An 18,347-nucleotide genomic window follows, 5' to 3' on the forward strand; every position below is an offset into this window, starting at 1 on the left:
ACGCCGACCACCTCAGGAGCGGGCGGCGTTAGGTACGCCTCCACAGTTAAGTCGCGAGAGCGAACCCATCCACACTGCGGTACCGACGACGGCGTCCACTTTCGACTGGTTGTAGGCGACGCCGGACGGGTGGTGTTGCGTTTACTTCACTTGTTGCGGATACTGCGAATGAGGAGGTTGGCATGGCAGACGTCCAGGCCAAACGTGTTCGCCCGGGAACGATCGACGCCGAGGTAGCCGGCCGCGCGATGCGTCGGATCAAGGACTATCTGATGCGGCATCCCGGGCAGGCGGCCATCCCTGTCGCAGGTGAGCATGGCGGCGAGGACGCGTTGGTCTTGCCCCGTGAGGCCGTGAGCCTGCTCGCCTTCATCCTTGCCCAGGCTGCAGAAGGGCGAGGCGTGACGGTCATCCCGTCTCACGCCGAACTCACCACCCAGGAGGCGGCGGACATGCTGAATGTGTCACGGCCGTACCTGATCAAGCTTCTGGAGACGGGCGAGATTCCCTTCCGCCTGGTAGGCAGGCATCGGCGCATCACCTATGAGGCCCTCCAGGAATACAAGCGCCGCGACGACGCCGAACGGCGGGCCGCGGCTGACCGACTGGCCGCGCTGGGCCAGGAGCTGGGCATCTGATCATGAGCCATGTGGTGATCTACGATGCCAACGTGCTCTACGGCAACACGCTCCGCGACCTGCTCATTCGCTTCGCGATGACGGGCCGTGTGCAGGCCAGATGGACCAACGACATCCTTGACGAGATGCAGCGTAATCTCGCCGCCAATCGACCGGGATATCCCCGAAGAGAAGCTGGTCAAGCTCCGCCGCCTCATGAACTCGGCCATTCGGGACTGCTTATCCGTTGAGGCGGCCCCGCGTTGCTACCGTGGGCCCGTGACGGCAGAGGTACGGCGTGAAGTGATGAGTGACTCTCCGCGGCTGCCCGCCTGGGTGTTCCCACCCCCGGGAGGGTTCACCGCAGCGGACCCCGACCACTGATCTCTGAGCAGTGAGTCGATCGCCCGATCGCACCCGGAGGGGGCCACGGACCGGCCGGGGGCGGTTAGACTCGGGGGCATCCGAAGGGGAGTAGTCCGAAATCCACTGATCGACATACTGGCCTAGCGTTCTGCGCTCGTGCCCGGTCGTGGAGCCCGTGCGGCGGACGAGACCTTCGGCCCGACAGTCATGTCCATCATGCTGCCGGGCCGAAGACCTGTCCGGAGAACTCCCCCGGTACGGAACGGCGGCCCGGCCGCGCCTTACGGAAAGGCGGCCAGTGCAAGCCTTCTGGATCTCCCTGGCGGTCATCTTCGTGGCCGAGCTCGGCGACAAGAGCCAGCTCATGGCCCTGACCTTCGCGACCAGGTTCAAGCCGCTGCCGGTGCTGGCCGGCATCACGGCGGCGACCGCGGCCGTACACCTGGCGAGCGTCGCCCTCGGCCAGGTGGTCGGCGGCGCGATGCCGACCACCGCCATCTCGATCGTCGGCGGGATCGCGTTCCTCGGCTTCGCCGCGTGGACGCTGCGCGGCGACGAGCTCACCGAGGCGGAGTCGGCCAAGGCGGCCAGGACCACGCGGAACGCGTTCTTCGCCGTCGCCGCGGCGTTCTTCCTCAGCGAGCTCGGCGACAAGACCATGCTCGCGACGATCACGCTGGCCACCCAGCACGGCTGGTTCGGCACGTGGATCGGCTCGACGATCGGCATGGTCGCGGCCGACGCCCTGGCCATCCTCGTCGGCCGCTGGCTCGGCTCCCACCTGCCCGAGAAGTGGATCAGGTACGGCGCGGCCGCCGCCTTCGCCGCCTTCGGCCTGCTCCTGCTGGCCGAGCCGCTCCTGACGTGATTCAGCCCAGGAGGGAGAGGCGGTGGGCGGCGGCCGCCGCCTCGGCCCGGGTGGAGACACCCAGCTTGGGCAGGATGTTCGACACGTGGACGCTGACGGTCTTGGCGGAGATGAACAGCTCGGCCGCGATGTCGCGGTTGCCGCGCCCGGCCGCCACCAGCCGGAGCACCTCCAGCTCACGCCGGGTCAGCGCCGCCGATGCGACAGCCTGTGCCGACGCGGCGGCCTGCCGTACCGGATCGTCGTCGAGGGGCGTGCCGACGCGGCGGGCGAGGGTCTCGATCCGGGTCACCAGTGGGGTGGCCCGCAGGGACATGGCGACCGGATGCGCCTCGCGCAGCCGGTCGGCGGCCCCCTCACGGTCACCCGCTCCGGCGGACCCGGCGGCCGCGTGCAGCAGCGCCTCGGCCCGGACATATGGCCGCCCCAGTTGCCGCCACGCCTGGGCCGCCGCGTCGAAGTCGCCCTGGTGGACGAGGCGGTATGCCGCGCACGCCGCCCCGTTGCCGCGCATGTCGGCGGCCAGGTCGCCGGTCCCCGCGCGCAGCGCCGCGACCCGGACGGCGTCGACGGGCGCGGCGGCGTCGCAGACGAGCCGCATGGTGGCGAGCAGCCGCCAGCCCAGGGTGTCCTTCTTCGCCGGCACCGATTCGGCCAGGATCTTCTCCGCGACTTCGACCGCCTTCAGCGGTTCACCGCGCAGCAGATGCCAGGTGAGCAGCAGGAACGCGTTGTTCGCATGCTCCTGGGCGGTTTCATCCGAGCGCGGGGCGAAGGCGCCGATCTCGGTGAGGAACTCCCGGGCGAGGTCCTCCTCACCCCGCCCGATGGCGATCTCCGCCTTCACCCGCAGCATGTGCCAGCGGTTACGCAGGGTGGAGCCCATCCGCATCGCGTGTTCGACGACTTCGATCGCCTCGTCCCAGCGGCCGAGCGACGTCAGCGCCTCCGCCCGGTTGTTGGCGATGAACACCCCCTGATGGCGATATCTGCCGTACTGCCGGGCGAGCTTCTCGCCCTCGACGGCGAGCTCGACGGCCTCCTCCGACCGGCCGAGTTTGTCGAGCGCGTCCACGTTGTTGGCCAGCGCGCGCAGCACGATGCGGGGCGAGCTCAGCCGTCTCCCCATGCGCAGCGCGTGATCGTTCGTCTCGACCGTCCGGTCCAGGGCTCCGGAGACGGAGTGGCCGAGCGCCAGGTTGAGCAGCAGGTCGGCCTCCAGGCGTTCGTCGCCCATCTGGCGGGCGATGCGCAGCGCCTCCTCGGTGAAGGTGGTGCCCTCGATGGTCTGCTCGGTCAGCATGAGCACGGTGCCCAGCCGGGTCAGGACGTTGACCCGTGCCTCGGTCGGCAGCGGCACCAGACGCTCGGCACGCCGGAGGTCGTCGAGCGAACCGGACTTGCCCTTCTGGCTGTTGATGTTGGCCCGGCGCACCAGCAGCTCGGCAACCCGTTCGGGCGCCGTCTCCTCGTCGAGCTCACTGAGCGCGGCCCGGACGAACTTCAGCCCGCGGTCCATGTCGCCGCTGACGTACGCCGCCTCGGAGGCACGTTCCAAGATCGTCACGTGGTCGACGCCGATCCGCTCGGCGGCGTCCGGCACCTTGTCCCACAGGGTCAGCACGCGTTCGAGCAGCTGGATCTGCTCGGTGTACGCGAACGACCTGGCGGCCTTCCCCGCCGCGTCCCACGCCGAGGTCAGCGCCCACTGGTCGTTTCGCGCCGCGTACCAGTGGTGGGCGATCTCGATGGCGGCCCGGCCGGGCGGCACGAGCGACCGGTCCTGTTCGATCTCCTCGGCATATCGCGCGTGCATCCGGGCGTGCTCGCCCGGCAGCAGTTCGTCGTGTACGGCCTCGCGGATGAGCGCGTGCCGGAACGCGTACGCTCCCCCGTCGGCCACCTGCAGGACGTTGGCCGCTATCGCGGGCCGCAGTGCGTCCTCGAGCTCGGTGTCGGACAACACGCTGACCGAGGCGAGCAGTGCGTGGCCCACCCGGATGCCTCCGGCCGCGGCCGTACGGAGCACCCGCTGGGTCTCCTCGGGCAGGCGCTCGATCGACCCGAGGATCAGGTCATGGAGCGAGTCGGGGACCGTGCAGTCGTCCGCGGAGTCGAGCAGCGCCTCCACGAACAGCGGGACGCCGCCGCTTCGCGCGAAGACCGTGTCCACCTTGGTGAACTCCGGTGTGACGCCGAGAATGCCGGCCATCTGCGCGGCGACCTCGTCCTGGGTGAAGCGCGGCAGCTCGATCCGTACGACTCCCTCGACCCGGCCCAGCTCGGCGAGCACCGGCCGGAGGGGGTGCGTGCGGTGCAGTTCGTCGGACCGGTACGTCATGACCATGAGGACCGGCGACGCCCTGAGGTTGCGGCTGAGGAACGCGATCAGATCACGGCTCGACCGGTCGGCCCAGTGGACGTCCTCGATGACGAGGACCACGGGTCGCCGTTCCGCGAGCCGTTCCAGCAGCATGAGGATCAGCTCGAAGAGCCGGGCGCGCGCCGTCTCCGTCTCGCCGTCCCCGCTGGGCTCGCCGAACTCCGGAAGGAGCCGGGCCAGGTCGCGGGCGGCGCCGTCTGGTAGGAGCGCGGCCACCTCGGCCGCGCTCGTCTCTCTGACGAGCTGCCGCAGCGCCGCGGTGAACGGAGCGTAGGCGAGACCCTCGGCGGACAGTTCCACGCAGCCCCCGACGAGCACGTGGGCGTCCTGCTGACCGGCCTGTTCGGCGAAGCTGCCGATCAGCCGGGTCTTCCCGACGCCGGCCTCGCCTCCGAGGAGCACCGCCGCCGTGGCCTGCTTGCGGGCTTGGTCGAAGGCCTCTTTCAAGGTCTCCAGTTCCGCTTCCCGCCCGACGAAGACAGGACTCACTGCGCGGTGCGTCATGACCTCAAGCATGTCATGTCCCCTGTCGCGTTTCGCCGGATTTTTCGTGGGTTCGCCAGGCACTTAGCGACATGCCGGACACCATTCAGGGAGGCTGCCGAGCCCGGCCGGGAGGGAGGATCCGGCCGGGCCTTCGAACGCGGGTCATGACGTGCGGAGCTTGCCGAAGACGGCACGCGAGCGATGCCGCTCACCGCCGGACGGCTCGTCCCCCTTCCTCGCGGCCCGCGCCTCACGGGCGAGACGCTGCCGGGCGGCCTCCGCCCTGAGCTCGGCCGTACGACTCATGATCATCTGGTAGTGCAGCTCCGGACCCATCGTGGTCTCCCCTTGCGTGTGCCTTCGCTTACACACTCAAGGTTCGGTCTAAGACCCCTGTTGCCACATCGGGCGGATGCCTTATCTATCGCCCCATCTTTGGGCGTAGGTCCCCTAAGACATCCTCATGACGTCTTATCCGGGGTCCCGACGGCTCAGAGAGAGACCCCCACCATGACGGGTTCGTTCACGAGCAGCACGCCGAACTTCTCGTACACGCCGTCGCGGACCTCCCCCGCCAGGGCCAGCAGATCGCTGGTGGCCGCCGCGCCCGTGGGGTTGGTGAGGGCCAGCGTGTGCTTGGTCGAGATGCGCACAGCCCCCTTTTCGTACCCCTTCGGGAACCCCGCGTTCTCGATCAGCCAGGCGGCCGGCACCTTGACCGAGCCCGAGCCGTCCGGCATCTCCCAGCGGGGGTGACCGGGGGCACGCAACTCCAGGTCGGCCGCCTGCTCCGCGGTGAGGACCGGGTTGGTGAAGAACGAACCGGCGCTGCGGGTGTCCGGATCGGCGGGGTCGAGGACCATGCCCTTGCCCCGGCGCAGGTCGAGCACGGCGGCGCGGGCCTCGGCCAGCGGCACCCGTTCGCCCAGCCCCACGCCGAGCCGTACCGCCAACTCCTTGTACGCGATCGGCCCCGACATATCGGACCTGTGCAGGACGTAGGTGACCGCCAGCACGACATGGCGCCCCTGGTCGTCCTTGAACGCGCTGTGCCGGTAAGCGAAGCCGCACTCGGCAGGCGACAGGTCACGCGTCTGCCCGGTCATCCGGTCGTACACCCGGACTTCCGTGATCGTCTGGGCGACCTCCTGGCCGTACGCACCGACGTTCTGGATGGGCGTCGAGCCGACCCTGCCGGGAATGCCCGACAGGCACTCGATCCCCGACCATCCTTCGGCGACGCATCGGGCGGCCAGGGCATCCCAGTCCTCACCCGCCTGCGCGGTGACCACGACCCGCTCGCCGTTCCCGTCCGCGTCGGCTCTGACGTCGACCCCTTCGCTGGACACGTGTACGGCGAGGCCGTCGAATCCGTCGTCGGACACGACGAGGTTGCTGCCGCCGCCCAGGACCAGCACTGCCTCGCCCTCGCGGTCGGCCTCGGCCACGATGCCGACGATCTCCTCCGGAGATCGGGCCTCGCTGAAGGCTCGGGCGGGCCCGCCCAATCGCAACGTCGTGTACGGCGCGAGCCGTACCCCTGCCAACCGGTCGGCCATACGTCCTCTCAGCGGCTCCTCATCGGATTCCCGGCCCGGATTCCCGGCCGGATTCCCGGCCCGGGCCGCGCCGGCCGGACCAGGATATTCCTCAATCCGAGTCGGAGCCCGTGTCCGAGTCAGAGTCCTCGTCGTCCGCGTCGGTTTCCGCTTCCGTTTCCGCCTGGGCGATCGATCTGTCGATCCTCGACGTGGCCGAACTGCCGTCCCACAGCAGTTGCGAGGCGACCATGGACTCCGTCCCGGACTCCGTCAGAGCGGTCTCGATCGTGCCACCGGGGGCGATGTCGCGCTTGGCCTCCGTGATCTCGGCAGGACCCACGGTGTCCGCCGCCGCGCCGGCGGCCTCGGCCCGGGGCCGCGGCATCGCTCCCCCTATCGCGTCGCCGGTCCTCCCGGGCACCTGCTCCTCTGCCGCGACACCGGCGACGTCCTCGCTCTCCCGCTGCGAGACGACCGGGTCCTCGATGCGCGTCCCCGCGTCCTCACGCTCACACCGATCGTGTCCAGCTCCGCGTTCAGACCGGTCGCGTTCGCGGCGATCGTCTTTACTGCTTCCCTCATTCACATCCCGACCGCTACCCACCCCCACCCCACCCAATGGCGTGATCTTGGAAAAGCTCACGGCACGGCGGGTTCGGGTCGGGGGTCGGTTGAGGAGTCAGGCGAGTTGGACGATGGCGCGGGCCTTGGACAGGACCCGGGAGTCGCCGGATTTCGCGGTGAGGACCACGATCACTCGGTTGCCGTCGAGCTTCTCCTCGATCCGGCCACTGATCGAGACCGTGGCGCCCTCGTCGTCGTCCGGGACCACGACCATCGAGGAGAAGCGGACGCCGTAGTCCACCACCGCGCCCGGATCACCCGCCCAGTCGGTGATGAAACGCCCGCCCTGGGCCATGGTGTACATGCCGTGGGCGATGACGTCGGGCAACCCGACCGCCTTGGCGTGGCGCTCGTTCCAGTGGATGGGGTTGAAGTCGCCGGAGGCTCCCGCGTACATCACGAGGTTCACCCGGCGCACCGGGTAGCCGACGGCCGGGATCTCCTGGCCGACCTCCACCTCGTCGTACTTGACCGTCGCGATTCCGCCCTTGGCGGCCCCAGGCTTGGCCGTCATGGTCACGCCGCTCCCCCTCGTTCGACGATGGTGTTGTAGGCCCGACAGACCAACTCGCCCTCGCCGGTGCTGACATCGCTGCGGAGGGTCAGGAACTCGTTGCGGCCCACGCTGCGGATCTCGGTGATCGTGGTGGTGCAGTGCAGCCGGTCCCCCGCGTAGATGGGCCGCTCGTACTCGAAGCGCTGCTCGGCGTGGACCACCATGGCGAAGTCGAGCCCGAGTTCGGGATCGCCGAACGCTTCGCCGGCCGCGGACATGCTGAACACGATGGGGAAGGTCGGCGGTGCGACCACGTCCGGGTGTCCTGCCGCGACGGCGGCGTCTTCACGGTGGTAGATCGGGTTCTGATCGCCGATCGCGGTGGCGAACTCTGCGATCTTCACCCGGGATACCTCATAGGGGACGGACGCTTCGTACGCCCGCCCGACGAACTCACGGTTCAACGCCATCAGGCCGGTGCTCCTTCACGCCAAGAGCTTTCGAGGCGACGGTAGCAGTCACCCGGTCCCCGCCCAACGCAAGAACCCGCGAGAACCTGCGGCGCGCTGCGAGGAGCCACCGACTCGACGCACCCGGATGGGTGTGGACATGACAAACCGGCGTCCCGTACGGGAACGCCGGTCGTGCTGGTCTTGGCTGGCCGGAGCCTTCGGCGCTATCGGGTCTCGCGGTGCGCCCGGTGCGTCTTGCAGTTGGGGCAGTACTTCTTCAGCTCAAGCCGATCCGGGTCGTTGCGCCGGTTCTTCCGCGTAATGTAGTTGCGGTGCTTGCACTCCTGGCAGGCCAGCGTGATCTTCGGCCTAACGTCTGTGGCAGCCACGTGGGAGTGCCTTTCTGCGTCTGGGACTACTGGACAACCCGAGCCGGAACCGCGACATACACGGAGCCGACGAGGGTAGTAGCGGAGGCCGGACTTGAACCGGCGACACAGCGATTATGAGCCGCTTGCTCTGCCTGACTGAGCTACTCCGCCTGGACCGGCGAATTCGAACCGGCCACGCAAGGATACCCGACCTTCGCGGCAACTCGCGCACATGGACCGGGCCCCCGCCAAACCGAAAGCCCCATCCGAGAACGCCCGGACAGGACTTTTCAGCCAGAGCCCCCAAACGGAATCGAACCGTTGACCTTCTCCTTACCATGGAGACGCTCTGCCGACTGAGCTATAGGGGCAGGCCGCCTGCGCTCTCGCCCTGGCGGACAGGTGTAACCATACACGGCCACGACGAACGACGCGAATCCGATCTTCGGCTCGTCGTACGGCCACTTGGGGCCTCAGCGTCCCGTGCTCTCCGGTCCGGGGACGGACCCCCTGAGGTCGGCCTGTTCCCGCAGGTCAAGTGGCAGATCGGCGACGATCTCATATCGGGTGAAGTAGCCCTTGCCGCGCACCGGCACCACGCCGCTGAGCGTCACCGTCGCCGCGTACGGCGTGTCGGCGCACGCGGGGAGGCACCAAGATCCACTCAGCCCGCCCGTCCCGATGGCTCTCGTGGGGCCCCAGGTGCGCCAGGTCACCCCGTTCAGCGTGGTGAACTCGGAGATCACAAGGTCTGCCGGCCGCTGATCCGCCCTGCCCTGCTCGGCAGCGTAGAGGTTCATCACGTAGACCGGGGTCTCGGGGATGGCCCTCCTGCCGTCCGGTTGAGCCGTACCGGTCGAACCGCAGGCGACCGCTCCGAGGGTGACCGCGCTCACAAGGACCGCGCTCACGAAGACTGTGCCGAGACCGGCGGCGGACGGAGAGACACGCCGCGGATCCGGCATGGACAGGTGCGCCGAAGGCGCGTCGATCAGGCGCATGAAGTCCCCCTCGCGAGTCTGGTGCCCAGAGGCTGGAAGGGATACTCCGGCTATCGGGCGGCGGTCCGCGCGTCCCCGTTCCGTCCGGGAAACGGAAACACCTCGCACAGGTCGGCGAGGTCGACGTGACGGGCGACATCCTCAACGGACAGGCAGTCGGCGACGAGCCGGCCGTGGCGGCGGATGCGCAGGACCTGCCGGCCGCCAAGGTGCGCCGGCTCGATCTCGTACCCGTCGGGTCCCACCCATCGGCTGCTCACAGCAGTACAAGCTATCGTGTTTTCCCACCCTTATCCGGCAATGACACAGGTCACAGCCATGCTTCAGCGTCAAGCCGCCCCCCTGTGCACGCGATCTCACCATGCACCACTCACGCGCTCCAAGATCACGACAGGTGGCGCCACGATCGGACAGAACAGATGAAACCCATAAATGGCGACAATCGCGTTTTAAGGGAACTTTTCGCTGGCAGGGACGACAGCCTTTACCTTCCCGAATCGACGCTGCGGAGGAAAAGCGTTACTCTCGGTAAGACCGAGCTTGTCCCGCGCTTGTCTCGGTGACGACAGCGCGTGGTCGAGAGTGCTTGACAAATGCTGCCCATAGCGAGCGGAGACCCGGACGGGCGTTCCACGCACAGCAGGGCATGCTTTGTCGGGCACGACCTACTTCGTCGGTGCCCTGTTGTTTATACGATGACAATGTTTAGGCGATGACAGCGCGTTCGACGCGTCCACGGCGAGAAGAACGAGAGGAACCACCGTGGAGACGTGGACGGTACAGACACCTGATCACACCCGCTGGGCGGTGATGGGACTGCGCGGTGAGTTGGATCTGCACGCGGCGGGTGAGCTCCGCGAGCCCCTGCTCGAGCTGATCACAGACCGCGGCCCCTGGCTCGCCCTCGATCTGAGCGAGCTCCATTTCATCGACACGACCGGTGTGGGGCTGCTCGTGCGGCTCGTGCACAACCTTCGCGAGAAGGAGGGCGATCTCGCGCTCATCGGGCCGCGCGGACAGGTCCTGCGCATCCTGCGCTGGACCAACCTCACCCGCCTGTTCCCCGTGTTCGACTCGGTCGCCGACGTGGTGGCCGACCCTCCCGCCCATTGATCGGCAAAGTCGGACAAATTAGAGTACGTGAAATTTTCACTTCCTGTCACGGCATTGTCGCAGGCTGCGCGAGGCCAGTCCTTCTTCAGTTCCTCCCCCAACGCAGGCGCGGTCAGGTGGGCCGGGCAAGCCGAGCGACCTCCGCACGCACCGGCCCGCTGAGCCCGTTGAGCAGGCGATGGCCGCGGCCGTCCAGGGACTCGGGCAGCAGGTCGGCGATGAGGGCCGGCGGCACATACTCGAGCACCCGCCATGCCCGCTGCAACGTCATGGCCTCGACCAGTCGCACCGTCGCGGAGGCGACGCCGAGCGTACGGAGGACCTCCGCGACGACCCGTTCGTCGGCGTACGCCAGGATGCCCGCCCCCTGGCCGGGCGGCAGCACCCGGAACAGCTCGGCAGCTCCCTCGGCGGACATGTGGTTGACCGTCCGCCCCGCCGTCGTCTTCGGCAGCAGCGTGAGCACGGCGGCCGCCCGGGCCGGCTGGGCGGTCATCCCGTCCAGCAGCGGCCCGCCGGCTCTCGGTCCGACGGCGGCGAGCAGCGAGGCCGCCTCGTGTGGGGGCCGCGCGAGCAGCGACCGGCCGCCCTTCACCGGCCCCGCCGCACACAGCGCCTCCGGCGTGAGCCGTACGTGCGGGCCACGGTTCGGCCCGGACGGCCCGGACGGCCCGGACAGCCCGGGCAGCGGACGGTCCGGCGTGCCCGGCATGCCTCCCGCCGGCTCGTACGGGCCGGGCCGGGCTGTCGGATGCACAACGGGGGGCTTGGCCGGGGGTCGCGGCAGGCGCTGGGACCGGTACCGATCTGTGCGGGGGGCCGGCCTCACGATCTCGGCCAGTCTCCGGTCCAGTTCGGCGGCCCGCATCCGCCGCCCGGGGTCCTTTTCGAGCAGCCCGGCGATCGCGTCGAACAGCGGACCCTGCCGCCGGGGGCGCGGGAGGGGTTCTGCGGCGATGGCCCACAGAGTCGCCGGGTCGGTGTCACGCCTGAACGGCGAATGGCCCTCCAGGGCGTAGTACAAGGTGACGCCGAGCGACCACAGATCCAAGGGCGGTCCCGTCTGGGTGCCGTTGAACCGCTCAGGGGCCATGTACTCCATTGTTCCCACCCGGGCGTTCCGCTCGGTGAGTCCGCTCGTGCCGTCGATCCGCGCGATGCCGAAATCGATCAGGAAGACCTTGTTGTCGCGGCCGAGCAGGATGTTGGCGGGCGTGACGTCCCGATGCAGCACGCCCTTCGCATGCGCGGCCGTCAGCCCGCCCAGCACGTCCCGCCCGATGCCGGCGATCTCCCGCTCGCCGAGCGGCCCGGCCGAGATCCGGTCTCTCAGCGACTCGCCCTCGACGTGGGCCATGACGATCCACAGCGTGTCCCCCTCCTCGAACACGTCGTGGATCTCGACGACCGAGGGATGGCTGATCCGGGCGAGGGCCTGCGCCTCCCGCCGGGCCCGCCCCCGCTGGACGGCGACGGGCTCACTGCCGGAGCGCTTCAGCACGATCTCCTTCAGGGCGACCCTGCGTCCGAGTCTCCTGTCCACCGCCAGCCAGACCTTGCCCATGCCACCTTGGCCGAGCTGGGACAGCAGCTCATAGCGGCCGTTGATCAACCGTCCCGTCATGTCCGGCTGCCTCAGTCGTCATCCGGGAGCAGCTCGACCCCGCCGGAGTGCTGGGAGCCCCGGCCCGGCAGGTGCACGGTCCGCGTGTCCGTCATCCCGCGCAGCGCCTCGTCGTCCGGCGACCCGTACTCGCGCTCGTATTTGGGCTCGTATCCGGGTTCAGGCTCGGGCTCCCGCCGGAAGCCGGGCGCCGGCTCCACGCGGGTGCCCGTCGGTCCGCGGTACGGCCGCTGGTCGGTCTCGGTCAGGACGACGGTGGGCTGAGGCCCGGTGTCGCCGAGGCGGGACTCGTTCCAGATGGACCACAGATTCCCGGAGCCGTGGGCGGGCTCCGCCGGCATCGGTGTGGCCGACGACCTGGGGGCGAAGCCGGGCGTGAAGCTGCTGCGGGCGTCGCGGAACTCGTGCTGCTCGGCGAGCGCGAGCACCTTCTCGTAGTTCCCCGGCCGCTGCATCAGCTTGACCGTGACCGGGAGACACTCGATGACCAGGAACAGCAGGAACAGCAGCAGCCGGGTGATCCCGAGCGTCGTGTCCGTGCCGGTCACCTCGTTGAGCGCCTGAAGCCGGATCAGGATGCCGTTGGTCGCCATGTTCTCCGCGTCGAAGGACGCCTGCAGGTCGGCCTGCCGCCTGAGCCCGGCGTCCAGCTCCGCCCGGGCCTTCGGCAGCGACTCCTGCGCGCTGGCCAGCCGGGTCTGCTTGGCCGCGTCGTCGCTGGCTGTGAGCTCCTTCTTGCGCTTGTCGATCTGCCGGTTGAGCCGGTCGATGCGCTGCTTGTTCTTGTCGTACGCCCGCTTGCTGTCCTGGGCGAGGGGGCCGTCGCCCTTCTTCGGGCAGGCCGGCCCCCCGTAGAGCTGGCACTGCCATTCCTTGTAGTGCTTGTCGGCGCGCTTCTGCTCGTTCGCCCGGTCCTCGGTCAGCGCTTTGATCTTCGGGTCCTGGGCCGGATCGATGGGGACGTCACCGCCGGAGGAGATCACCTTCTCCAGGGCCGCCACCTCCCCGCGGAGTTGGGTGACGTCCTTGCCCACATTGCCCTGCTTCTGCTGCGCGGTGAACGTGTCGGCACGCCGCTGCTTGATCTCCACAATTTGGGCGTCGATTTCGCCCTTGAAAATCTGGAGCACCAACGGTGTGGAGATCACGAAACCGAGCAGCAGCGCCATGAGAAACCGCGGCAGGGCCGTGAACAGCCGATGGCGGAGCGACGCGTCCGCCCTGAGCGTGCTGACCAACCACCGGTCGAGACTCAAGATCGCCAACCCCCACAGGAGGCTGGCCACGATCGCCAGGAAGAGGTTGACCCCGAGGGCGCTGTGCAGCGCGAACGTCATGGAGACGACCGCGAGGACGCTCGTGGTGAGGACGGCGCCGCCGATGCCCTCGAACTTGCCGTATTCGGTCGGACAGCGCTGCAGAACCTCGGGCCGCGCCCCGGACAGGTTGATCAGAAAACGCCTCACGCTTCTCCTTGCGAATGGAGTCTCACCTTCAAGCGGCGCTTTGGAACGTCGCAAACCCCCTTAACTCGGGATATCGTAGTTGCCCCCACGGCTATGGCACGACAGGAAGTTTCGGCACATGGGACAAGTCGCCACCTTCTGGACGAGTTAGTTTAAATTTGGAGGACAGCGACATAACGAATTCGACACAATGACGGAGGATCCCCCTGTGTCGGAGCCCGACAAGGACCTGCTCCGCAAGGCCCTCGCCCGGGCCGTGGCACTGCTCACCGGCACCGACTGCCTCATCGTGGTGGAGGCCGCAGCCGACGGCATCGCCACGTTCGCCATCCACCAGGACGAGCACGGCACGCCCCGCGCCCGCCGCTGGTTCAGTTCCTGGGCCGATCTCACCGCGGCGTCCGCGCAGGAAGACCCCACAGCCGGTCGGGATGCCGTGCTCCAGACCGTCACAGCCGTCTCCCAGGCGCACCCGGGAGACATCTCCGAGGTCGTCCTCGCGCGCTCCGTCGCCGGGAACCCGGCGGCCGAGCAGGCGCTCGAATGGTTGTGCCAGGCCCATCCCCCGGACGTCTACTCGACCGACACGCCGGTCGCCGGGCTCGTCAAGGAGGCCATCCGCGACGACCCGCTGACACGGTCGTACGACCTGGTCGTCCTGCGGCCCGACCCCGCGACCGGCCGACTCGATCTGGGGGGCAGACAACTCTTCCCCGTCGGCACACGCCCGGGCACGCTCACCGACGTCACCGTCCGATGCGAGCCCGGCGACGAGTACGGCACAGCATTCGCCGTGGTCACCTGGCAGGGCCGGGAGCCGCGTCTGCTTTCCGTCGCGTCCGTCCATCTCGTCCCAGGGACCTACACGTTGACGGCCGAGCTGGTGCGTGCCGGAAAGGTCCGCTTCACCGGTCTGCCGGGGCTGGTTGAAGATCCGCGCGGCTGGGGCGAGCTGATCGCGTCCGTACCGTCCCTGCTGCCGCCCGCGACCCGTGCGGCGCACCTCATCTGCGGGGTCGAGATCTGCGGCCCGGACGAGAAGGTGATCGAGCGGCTCGGACGTGCCCACCAGGTCATCGCGTTCCTCGCCGCCGAGTTCGGCGACCGGCTGCGGGTCTCCCTCCTCGCGTACGGCGCGCACTCATTCGATCAGTCCGCCCCGGAGCATCCGGTCGAGGTCACCGCATGGCGGGCCACGCCCGAACATGCCCTGGCCGGACTGCGCCTGCTGGAGGAGCGTGGGGCGATCACCCGAGGTTTCCCCTACCATCCGCATGCCGCGCAGCTCGAGGACATGCTGGCTACCGTGGTCCGGCGGCTCCTTCGGGAGGGGACGGCCGTGGACGGCCTCGACCAGCATCGTCCCGCGCCGACAGTCCTGCTCACCGTGGGCGATCGGCCGCCGCACCCCGCCCGGGCCGACCGGTCGGGAGTCCTGCCGTGCCCCCATCGGCACGACTGGCAGACGATGTTCCAGCACCTCGGAAGCCGGCCGGGAACCGTGTTCGGGGCGATCTGGGACCAATCACCTGACCGGGCACGCACCGCACACCTGATCTGGCGCTACCTGGGGACGAGCGCGCTCGCGCACCTCGACGCCCTCGACGTCCGGGAGCTGACCGCCGACCTCGGACTGGCCGCACCCGTCGTCGGCCGCATCCCGTTCCCCCTCATCGACGATACGGAGTGAGACCACGCATGCCCGTTGAGGTCACGCCGGGGCAGACCTCCCATGGAGGCTCCCACGGCATCTCCATGTGGGGCGCCCCCGGCAGCGGCAAGACGACCTTCCTGGCCGCCCTGTCCATCGCCCTGTCCCGCCGGAACGACGACTGGAAGATCGTCGGCTCCGACCCGGCGTCCACCGACTACCTCATCGACAAGACGAGTGAGCTGTCGGGCGGCCGGGTCTTCCCCGAAGCGAGCAAGGTCGTGGAGCGATATCACTGGATGCTGATCGGCCCCACGGCCAGGAAGACCAGGTGGTGGCGCCGCAAGCCGAAGCTCGGCGCCCAGCCCCGGATCCGCATCAACATGATCGATGCGCCTGGCGGCCTCTACGCCCCGGGTGGGCGGGCCGCCGAAGGTCTCGCCGACCTCCGCCAGCGGGAACTGCTGGACAGCCTGACGCAGGGCCGGGGCATCGTCTTCCTCTTCGATCCGATCCGGGAGTTCAAGGTCGGGGACGCCTTCGACCACCTGCACGCGCCGCTCACCCGGCTCGCCGAACGGATGCTCGCCGCCGACGAGATGCAGGACGGGAAGCTCCCCCACCACATCGCGGTCTGCATCACCAAGTTCGACGACCGCCGGGTGCTGGACACGGCGATGGGCCAGCACCTGATCAACGTCGAGCCCGACGATCCGTACGGCTTCCCCAAGGTGAGCGACGAGGACGCCCAGACGCTCTTCCGCGAGCTGTGCCGGATCTCGCGGAGCGGCCATGCCGAGCTGGTCCTCAACACGCTCGGCAAGTACTTCCACCCCGACCGCATCCAGTTCTTCGTCACCTCGTCGATCGGGTTCTTCATGGACCGGCACAGGAACGTCTTCGACTGGGACGACTCGGAGAACCTGCTGCCCCAGGAGCCCGGCCAGGGCCTGCGCGTACGCGGCCAGGTCCGCCCGATCAACGTGGTCGAGCCCATGCTCTGGCTCGGCCAGCGCCTCGCCGCCACCAACCCGGCCGGGGTGATCCCCCGTTGAACGACGAGACCCGCGTCGTACGGATGATCCCCTTCGAATGGGCCCTCGAAGGCAAGCGGTCCGGCAGCTTCGACGACTACGAAATCCTGGACGACAGCAAAAAGACTATCGATAGCAGAAAGACTAACAACAGCAAAGAGCCCCTCGGCAGGACGGCGTTCGAGCAGATGAGAAGCCGGTACGCCACCGGCATCTCCCCCCAGCTGCCCCAGGTGACGATCGCGAGGGTGACGAGCAGGGACCATGTCCGCTACGTGGTGCTGGCAATCCAGGTGTGGTCCGAGCACCGAGACGGCACCGATCGAAGGATCGCCCACACTCGCTGGTTCTGCGTGCCGTACAAGGATCTCGCCGGGCATCCGGTGACGTACGAGTCCCTCTACGATGCCTTTTCAAGACACACGCTGGAACTGCCCCCACCAGAGGCCGTGGTCGTACCGGCGCTCGACCCACGGGCCGTTGTGCCGTCGACATCGGAGACGCTGTCCGCCGCGAAGTCCGCCGCAGCATTGCTCATGACAGGCGAACCCGTGTGTGTGACAGGTGCCGAGGGCGTCTCCATGCGTGAGCGCCTGCGGTTTCTCGACACCGTCGCGGCGCTGCTCCCGTACGGGATGCGGGCGGGCCTGACCGCGGCCACCTGGATCAGCAGCACAGCTTGGGACAGCAGCCCGGCAAAGTACAAGATCAGGCTGTTCTTCGCCCGGCACGCTCCAGGAGGGGCTCATCCCATCGCCTGGGGGAAACAGGCGGAAATCCCCGCCAATGCCGCTGAACTGGCGCGGAGCTACTTCGACGCGTTTGGCTCATCCGATGTCCCCTTGCCTCAAGTCATCGGATCACTCGCCCAGCAAACGAAGTCTCTCTCGTTTATCGACTCCGACCATCGGGACGAGGCGCTGCGTTTACTCAAACATGCCTGCCGTCCGTCACAGCAGCACGACACCCGTCCCCAGCCCGAAGAGATCTACTCCGCGGGCGATCCTGACTGGGTCCCCGTGTCCCCAGAATCGGTGCCGGTGGAAATCCAACACCCCGGCAAGCCAACCGAAATCCTCCCCGAATCCATGCGGCATCTCACTCAGGACAAGAAGCCCACCCGGCTCACGTGGCATCAGCGCCTCGGGAAGAAACTTTCCCATCCACTGCCATGGCTGTTTACGGCGATGGTGGCGGCCGCGGTCGCCGCACTTTTGATCGTTTTTCTACCCGATCGTGATGCCGCGCCTTCCGAAGGGCCGGTAGCCGCTCCGCCGCCGAAGATCTACGTCCAGGCGTCAGCCGAATCGACGGAGTCGTACGTCGCCCATTTCATAGGCGAAGCGCTCCAGCACGAGGGGTACGAGGCTGTCGCTGACGATGTCGACGAAACGAATCCCATCGGCCTCCGCATCGAACCAACCGTGGTAATCACCTACGACCTCGACATCCTGCGCCTTTTGCGGCATGGCGATGTTCCGGCCACGACCTCTGAGAAACTCCGGGACCTGCTGTCGACCGCGCTGACTGAGCAGCACCTGACCAAGGTTGCGGCCCTCCCGTGGGTCAGCCGAGATGTCCTGCTCTTCGACTCCGGTCAGATCACACGCAAGGATCTGGAGGCCGACCTGAAAGATGGCGCCACCCCGGTTGATGTCCTCGTGCCGGAGAACTTCGGCCAAGGCTTCGAAGACGAGTTGAAGCAGCACTATCCCGGACTTCGGCTGCACCCGACACCGGCTCAGGATCTTATGCGGGAGCTCCGGCAGAAGACCGCCACGGCCGCGATCATGCCCGGGGACCGCGACTTCGAGGACTACCGGCGTTCGGACCTGCTGAGGGACCGGCTACCGAAACGGCAGCTGATCGTCATCGCCAACACCTCCGTGGACGTCACGCTTCGCAGCATCCTGACCAGGATCTCAGGGCATCTTGATCAGAAGAGCATTGAGACGGGGCGGAACAATCCCCAGCAGGCGGCGAAGGACCTGGCCGACCGCGTCTACCAGCAGCAGGCCGCCGAGCAGAACGCATCCATCATCGTTGCGACTGACACCCCACAGGAACCTGGCCTATCCTTCAAAACCATTCTCATGATCTTAGCCATGGCTGCGCTCGCGATCTGCGGAGTCCTGCTGTTCTTCCGCTTCTTCCGGCTGCCCGACCGGCTGCCCGACCGACTGCCCGAGTCTTCGGGGCGGTCGCAGCGGAAGGGTCAGCACCACCGGAAGGAGACTTGACCTCGGCGGGGAGC

18 protein-coding genes and 2 tRNA genes are annotated in these 18,347 nt (G+C 68.2%); 7 read left to right on the top strand and 13 right to left on the bottom strand.

Annotated elements, in window-relative coordinates; translation table 11 throughout:
* Positions 1-182 precede the first annotated feature (182 nt).
* The 3 genes from ACFHYQ_RS17440 to ACFHYQ_RS17450 all read left to right on the top strand — a co-directional run bounded on the left by ACFHYQ_RS17440 (position 183) and on the right by ACFHYQ_RS17450 (position 1,851).
* Positions 183-638, top strand: coding sequence for a helix-turn-helix domain-containing protein (locus ACFHYQ_RS17440; RefSeq protein ID WP_394302208.1), 456 nt, complete (start codon positions 183-185; stop codon positions 636-638).
* A 2-nt stretch (positions 639-640) separates the two neighbouring features.
* Positions 641-868, top strand: a complete 228-nt coding sequence (locus tag ACFHYQ_RS17445) for a hypothetical protein (RefSeq protein WP_394302209.1) — start codon at positions 641-643, stop codon at positions 866-868.
* Between the two features lie 413 nt (positions 869-1,281).
* On the top strand, positions 1,282-1,851 hold the full coding sequence (locus tag ACFHYQ_RS17450) for a TMEM165/GDT1 family protein (RefSeq protein WP_394302210.1): 570 nt from the start codon (positions 1,282-1,284) through the stop codon (positions 1,849-1,851).
* Position 1,852: 1 nt separating this feature from the next.
* Here the strand turns inward: ACFHYQ_RS17450 and ACFHYQ_RS17455 are convergent, their stop codons facing one another.
* The 11 genes from ACFHYQ_RS17455 to ACFHYQ_RS17505 all read right to left on the bottom strand — a co-directional run bounded on the left by ACFHYQ_RS17455 (position 1,853) and on the right by ACFHYQ_RS17505 (position 9,465).
* Positions 1,853-4,738: a helix-turn-helix transcriptional regulator gene (locus ACFHYQ_RS17455; RefSeq protein ID WP_394302211.1), complete on the bottom strand. Its 2,886-nt coding sequence runs from the start codon at positions 4,736-4,738 to the stop codon at positions 1,853-1,855.
* Between the two features lie 144 nt (positions 4,739-4,882).
* Positions 4,883-5,056: a hypothetical protein gene (locus tag ACFHYQ_RS17460; RefSeq protein WP_394302212.1), complete on the bottom strand. Its 174-nt coding sequence runs from the start codon at positions 5,054-5,056 to the stop codon at positions 4,883-4,885.
* A 155-nt stretch (positions 5,057-5,211) separates the two neighbouring features.
* Positions 5,212-6,279, bottom strand: coding sequence for a UDP-N-acetylmuramate dehydrogenase (locus ACFHYQ_RS17465; protein ID WP_394302213.1), 1,068 nt, complete (start codon positions 6,277-6,279; stop codon positions 5,212-5,214).
* A 91-nt stretch (positions 6,280-6,370) separates the two neighbouring features.
* Positions 6,371-6,847: a hypothetical protein gene (locus tag ACFHYQ_RS17470; RefSeq protein WP_394302214.1), complete on the bottom strand. Its 477-nt coding sequence runs from the start codon at positions 6,845-6,847 to the stop codon at positions 6,371-6,373.
* 93 nt (positions 6,848-6,940) lie between these two features.
* The gene (locus tag ACFHYQ_RS17475; RefSeq protein WP_394302215.1) at positions 6,941-7,399 is read right to left on the bottom strand and encodes a MaoC family dehydratase; all 459 of its coding nucleotides are present in this window, start codon (positions 7,397-7,399) and stop codon (positions 6,941-6,943) included.
* Positions 7,400-7,401: 2 nt separating this feature from the next.
* The gene (locus ACFHYQ_RS17480) at positions 7,402-7,851 is read right to left on the bottom strand and encodes an FAS1-like dehydratase domain-containing protein (RefSeq protein WP_394302216.1); all 450 of its coding nucleotides are present in this window, start codon (positions 7,849-7,851) and stop codon (positions 7,402-7,404) included.
* Positions 7,852-8,057: 206 nt separating this feature from the next.
* Positions 8,058-8,222, bottom strand: coding sequence for a 50S ribosomal protein L33 (gene rpmG / locus ACFHYQ_RS17485; RefSeq protein WP_036325591.1), 165 nt, complete (start codon positions 8,220-8,222; stop codon positions 8,058-8,060).
* Between the two features lie 79 nt (positions 8,223-8,301).
* Positions 8,302-8,375: transfer RNA gene (locus ACFHYQ_RS17490), tRNA-Met, on the bottom strand.
* A gap of 127 nt (positions 8,376-8,502) precedes the next feature.
* A tRNA-Thr gene (locus tag ACFHYQ_RS17495) sits at positions 8,503-8,575 on the bottom strand.
* A 102-nt stretch (positions 8,576-8,677) separates the two neighbouring features.
* Positions 8,678-9,205, bottom strand: a complete 528-nt coding sequence (locus tag ACFHYQ_RS17500; RefSeq protein ID WP_394302217.1) for a hypothetical protein — start codon at positions 9,203-9,205, stop codon at positions 8,678-8,680.
* 50 nt (positions 9,206-9,255) lie between these two features.
* Positions 9,256-9,465, bottom strand: coding sequence for a transposase (locus tag ACFHYQ_RS17505; RefSeq protein ID WP_394302218.1), 210 nt, complete (start codon positions 9,463-9,465; stop codon positions 9,256-9,258).
* A gap of 502 nt (positions 9,466-9,967) precedes the next feature.
* On the opposite strand from ACFHYQ_RS17505, the gene ACFHYQ_RS17510 reads away from it, so the two are divergent.
* Positions 9,968-10,318, top strand: coding sequence for an STAS domain-containing protein (locus ACFHYQ_RS17510; RefSeq protein ID WP_394302219.1), 351 nt, complete (start codon positions 9,968-9,970; stop codon positions 10,316-10,318).
* A 112-nt stretch (positions 10,319-10,430) separates the two neighbouring features.
* Here ACFHYQ_RS17510 and ACFHYQ_RS17515 read toward each other — a convergent pair whose 3' ends face one another.
* Positions 10,431-11,942, bottom strand: coding sequence for a serine/threonine-protein kinase (locus tag ACFHYQ_RS17515; protein ID WP_394302220.1), 1,512 nt, complete (start codon positions 11,940-11,942; stop codon positions 10,431-10,433).
* 11 nt (positions 11,943-11,953) lie between these two features.
* Positions 11,954-13,408: a DUF4407 domain-containing protein gene (locus ACFHYQ_RS17520; RefSeq protein WP_394302221.1), complete on the bottom strand. Its 1,455-nt coding sequence runs from the start codon at positions 13,406-13,408 to the stop codon at positions 11,954-11,956.
* Positions 13,409-13,616: 208 nt separating this feature from the next.
* Between ACFHYQ_RS17520 and ACFHYQ_RS17525 the strand changes: the two genes are divergently transcribed.
* Genes ACFHYQ_RS17525 through ACFHYQ_RS17535 form a run of 3 tightly spaced genes read left to right on the top strand, consistent with a single transcriptional unit; the run spans position 13,617 to position 18,333 of the window.
* On the top strand, positions 13,617-15,098 hold the full coding sequence (locus ACFHYQ_RS17525) for a hypothetical protein (RefSeq protein ID WP_394302222.1): 1,482 nt from the start codon (positions 13,617-13,619) through the stop codon (positions 15,096-15,098).
* 8 nt (positions 15,099-15,106) lie between these two features.
* Entirely contained in the window at positions 15,107-16,114 is a 1,008-nt protein-coding gene (locus ACFHYQ_RS17530; protein WP_394302223.1) for a DEAD/DEAH box helicase family protein, read from the top strand.
* The gene (locus ACFHYQ_RS17535; RefSeq protein ID WP_394302224.1) at positions 16,111-18,333 is read left to right on the top strand and encodes a hypothetical protein; all 2,223 of its coding nucleotides are present in this window, start codon (positions 16,111-16,113) and stop codon (positions 18,331-18,333) included. The genes ACFHYQ_RS17530 and ACFHYQ_RS17535 overlap by 4 nt, the downstream gene beginning before the upstream one ends.
* The last annotated feature ends 14 nt before the right edge of the window (positions 18,334-18,347 follow it).

It is taken from the genome of Sphaerimonospora cavernae (assembly GCF_042435035.1).
Classification (GTDB): Bacteria; Actinomycetota; Actinomycetes; order Streptosporangiales; family Streptosporangiaceae; genus Sphaerimonospora; species Sphaerimonospora cavernae.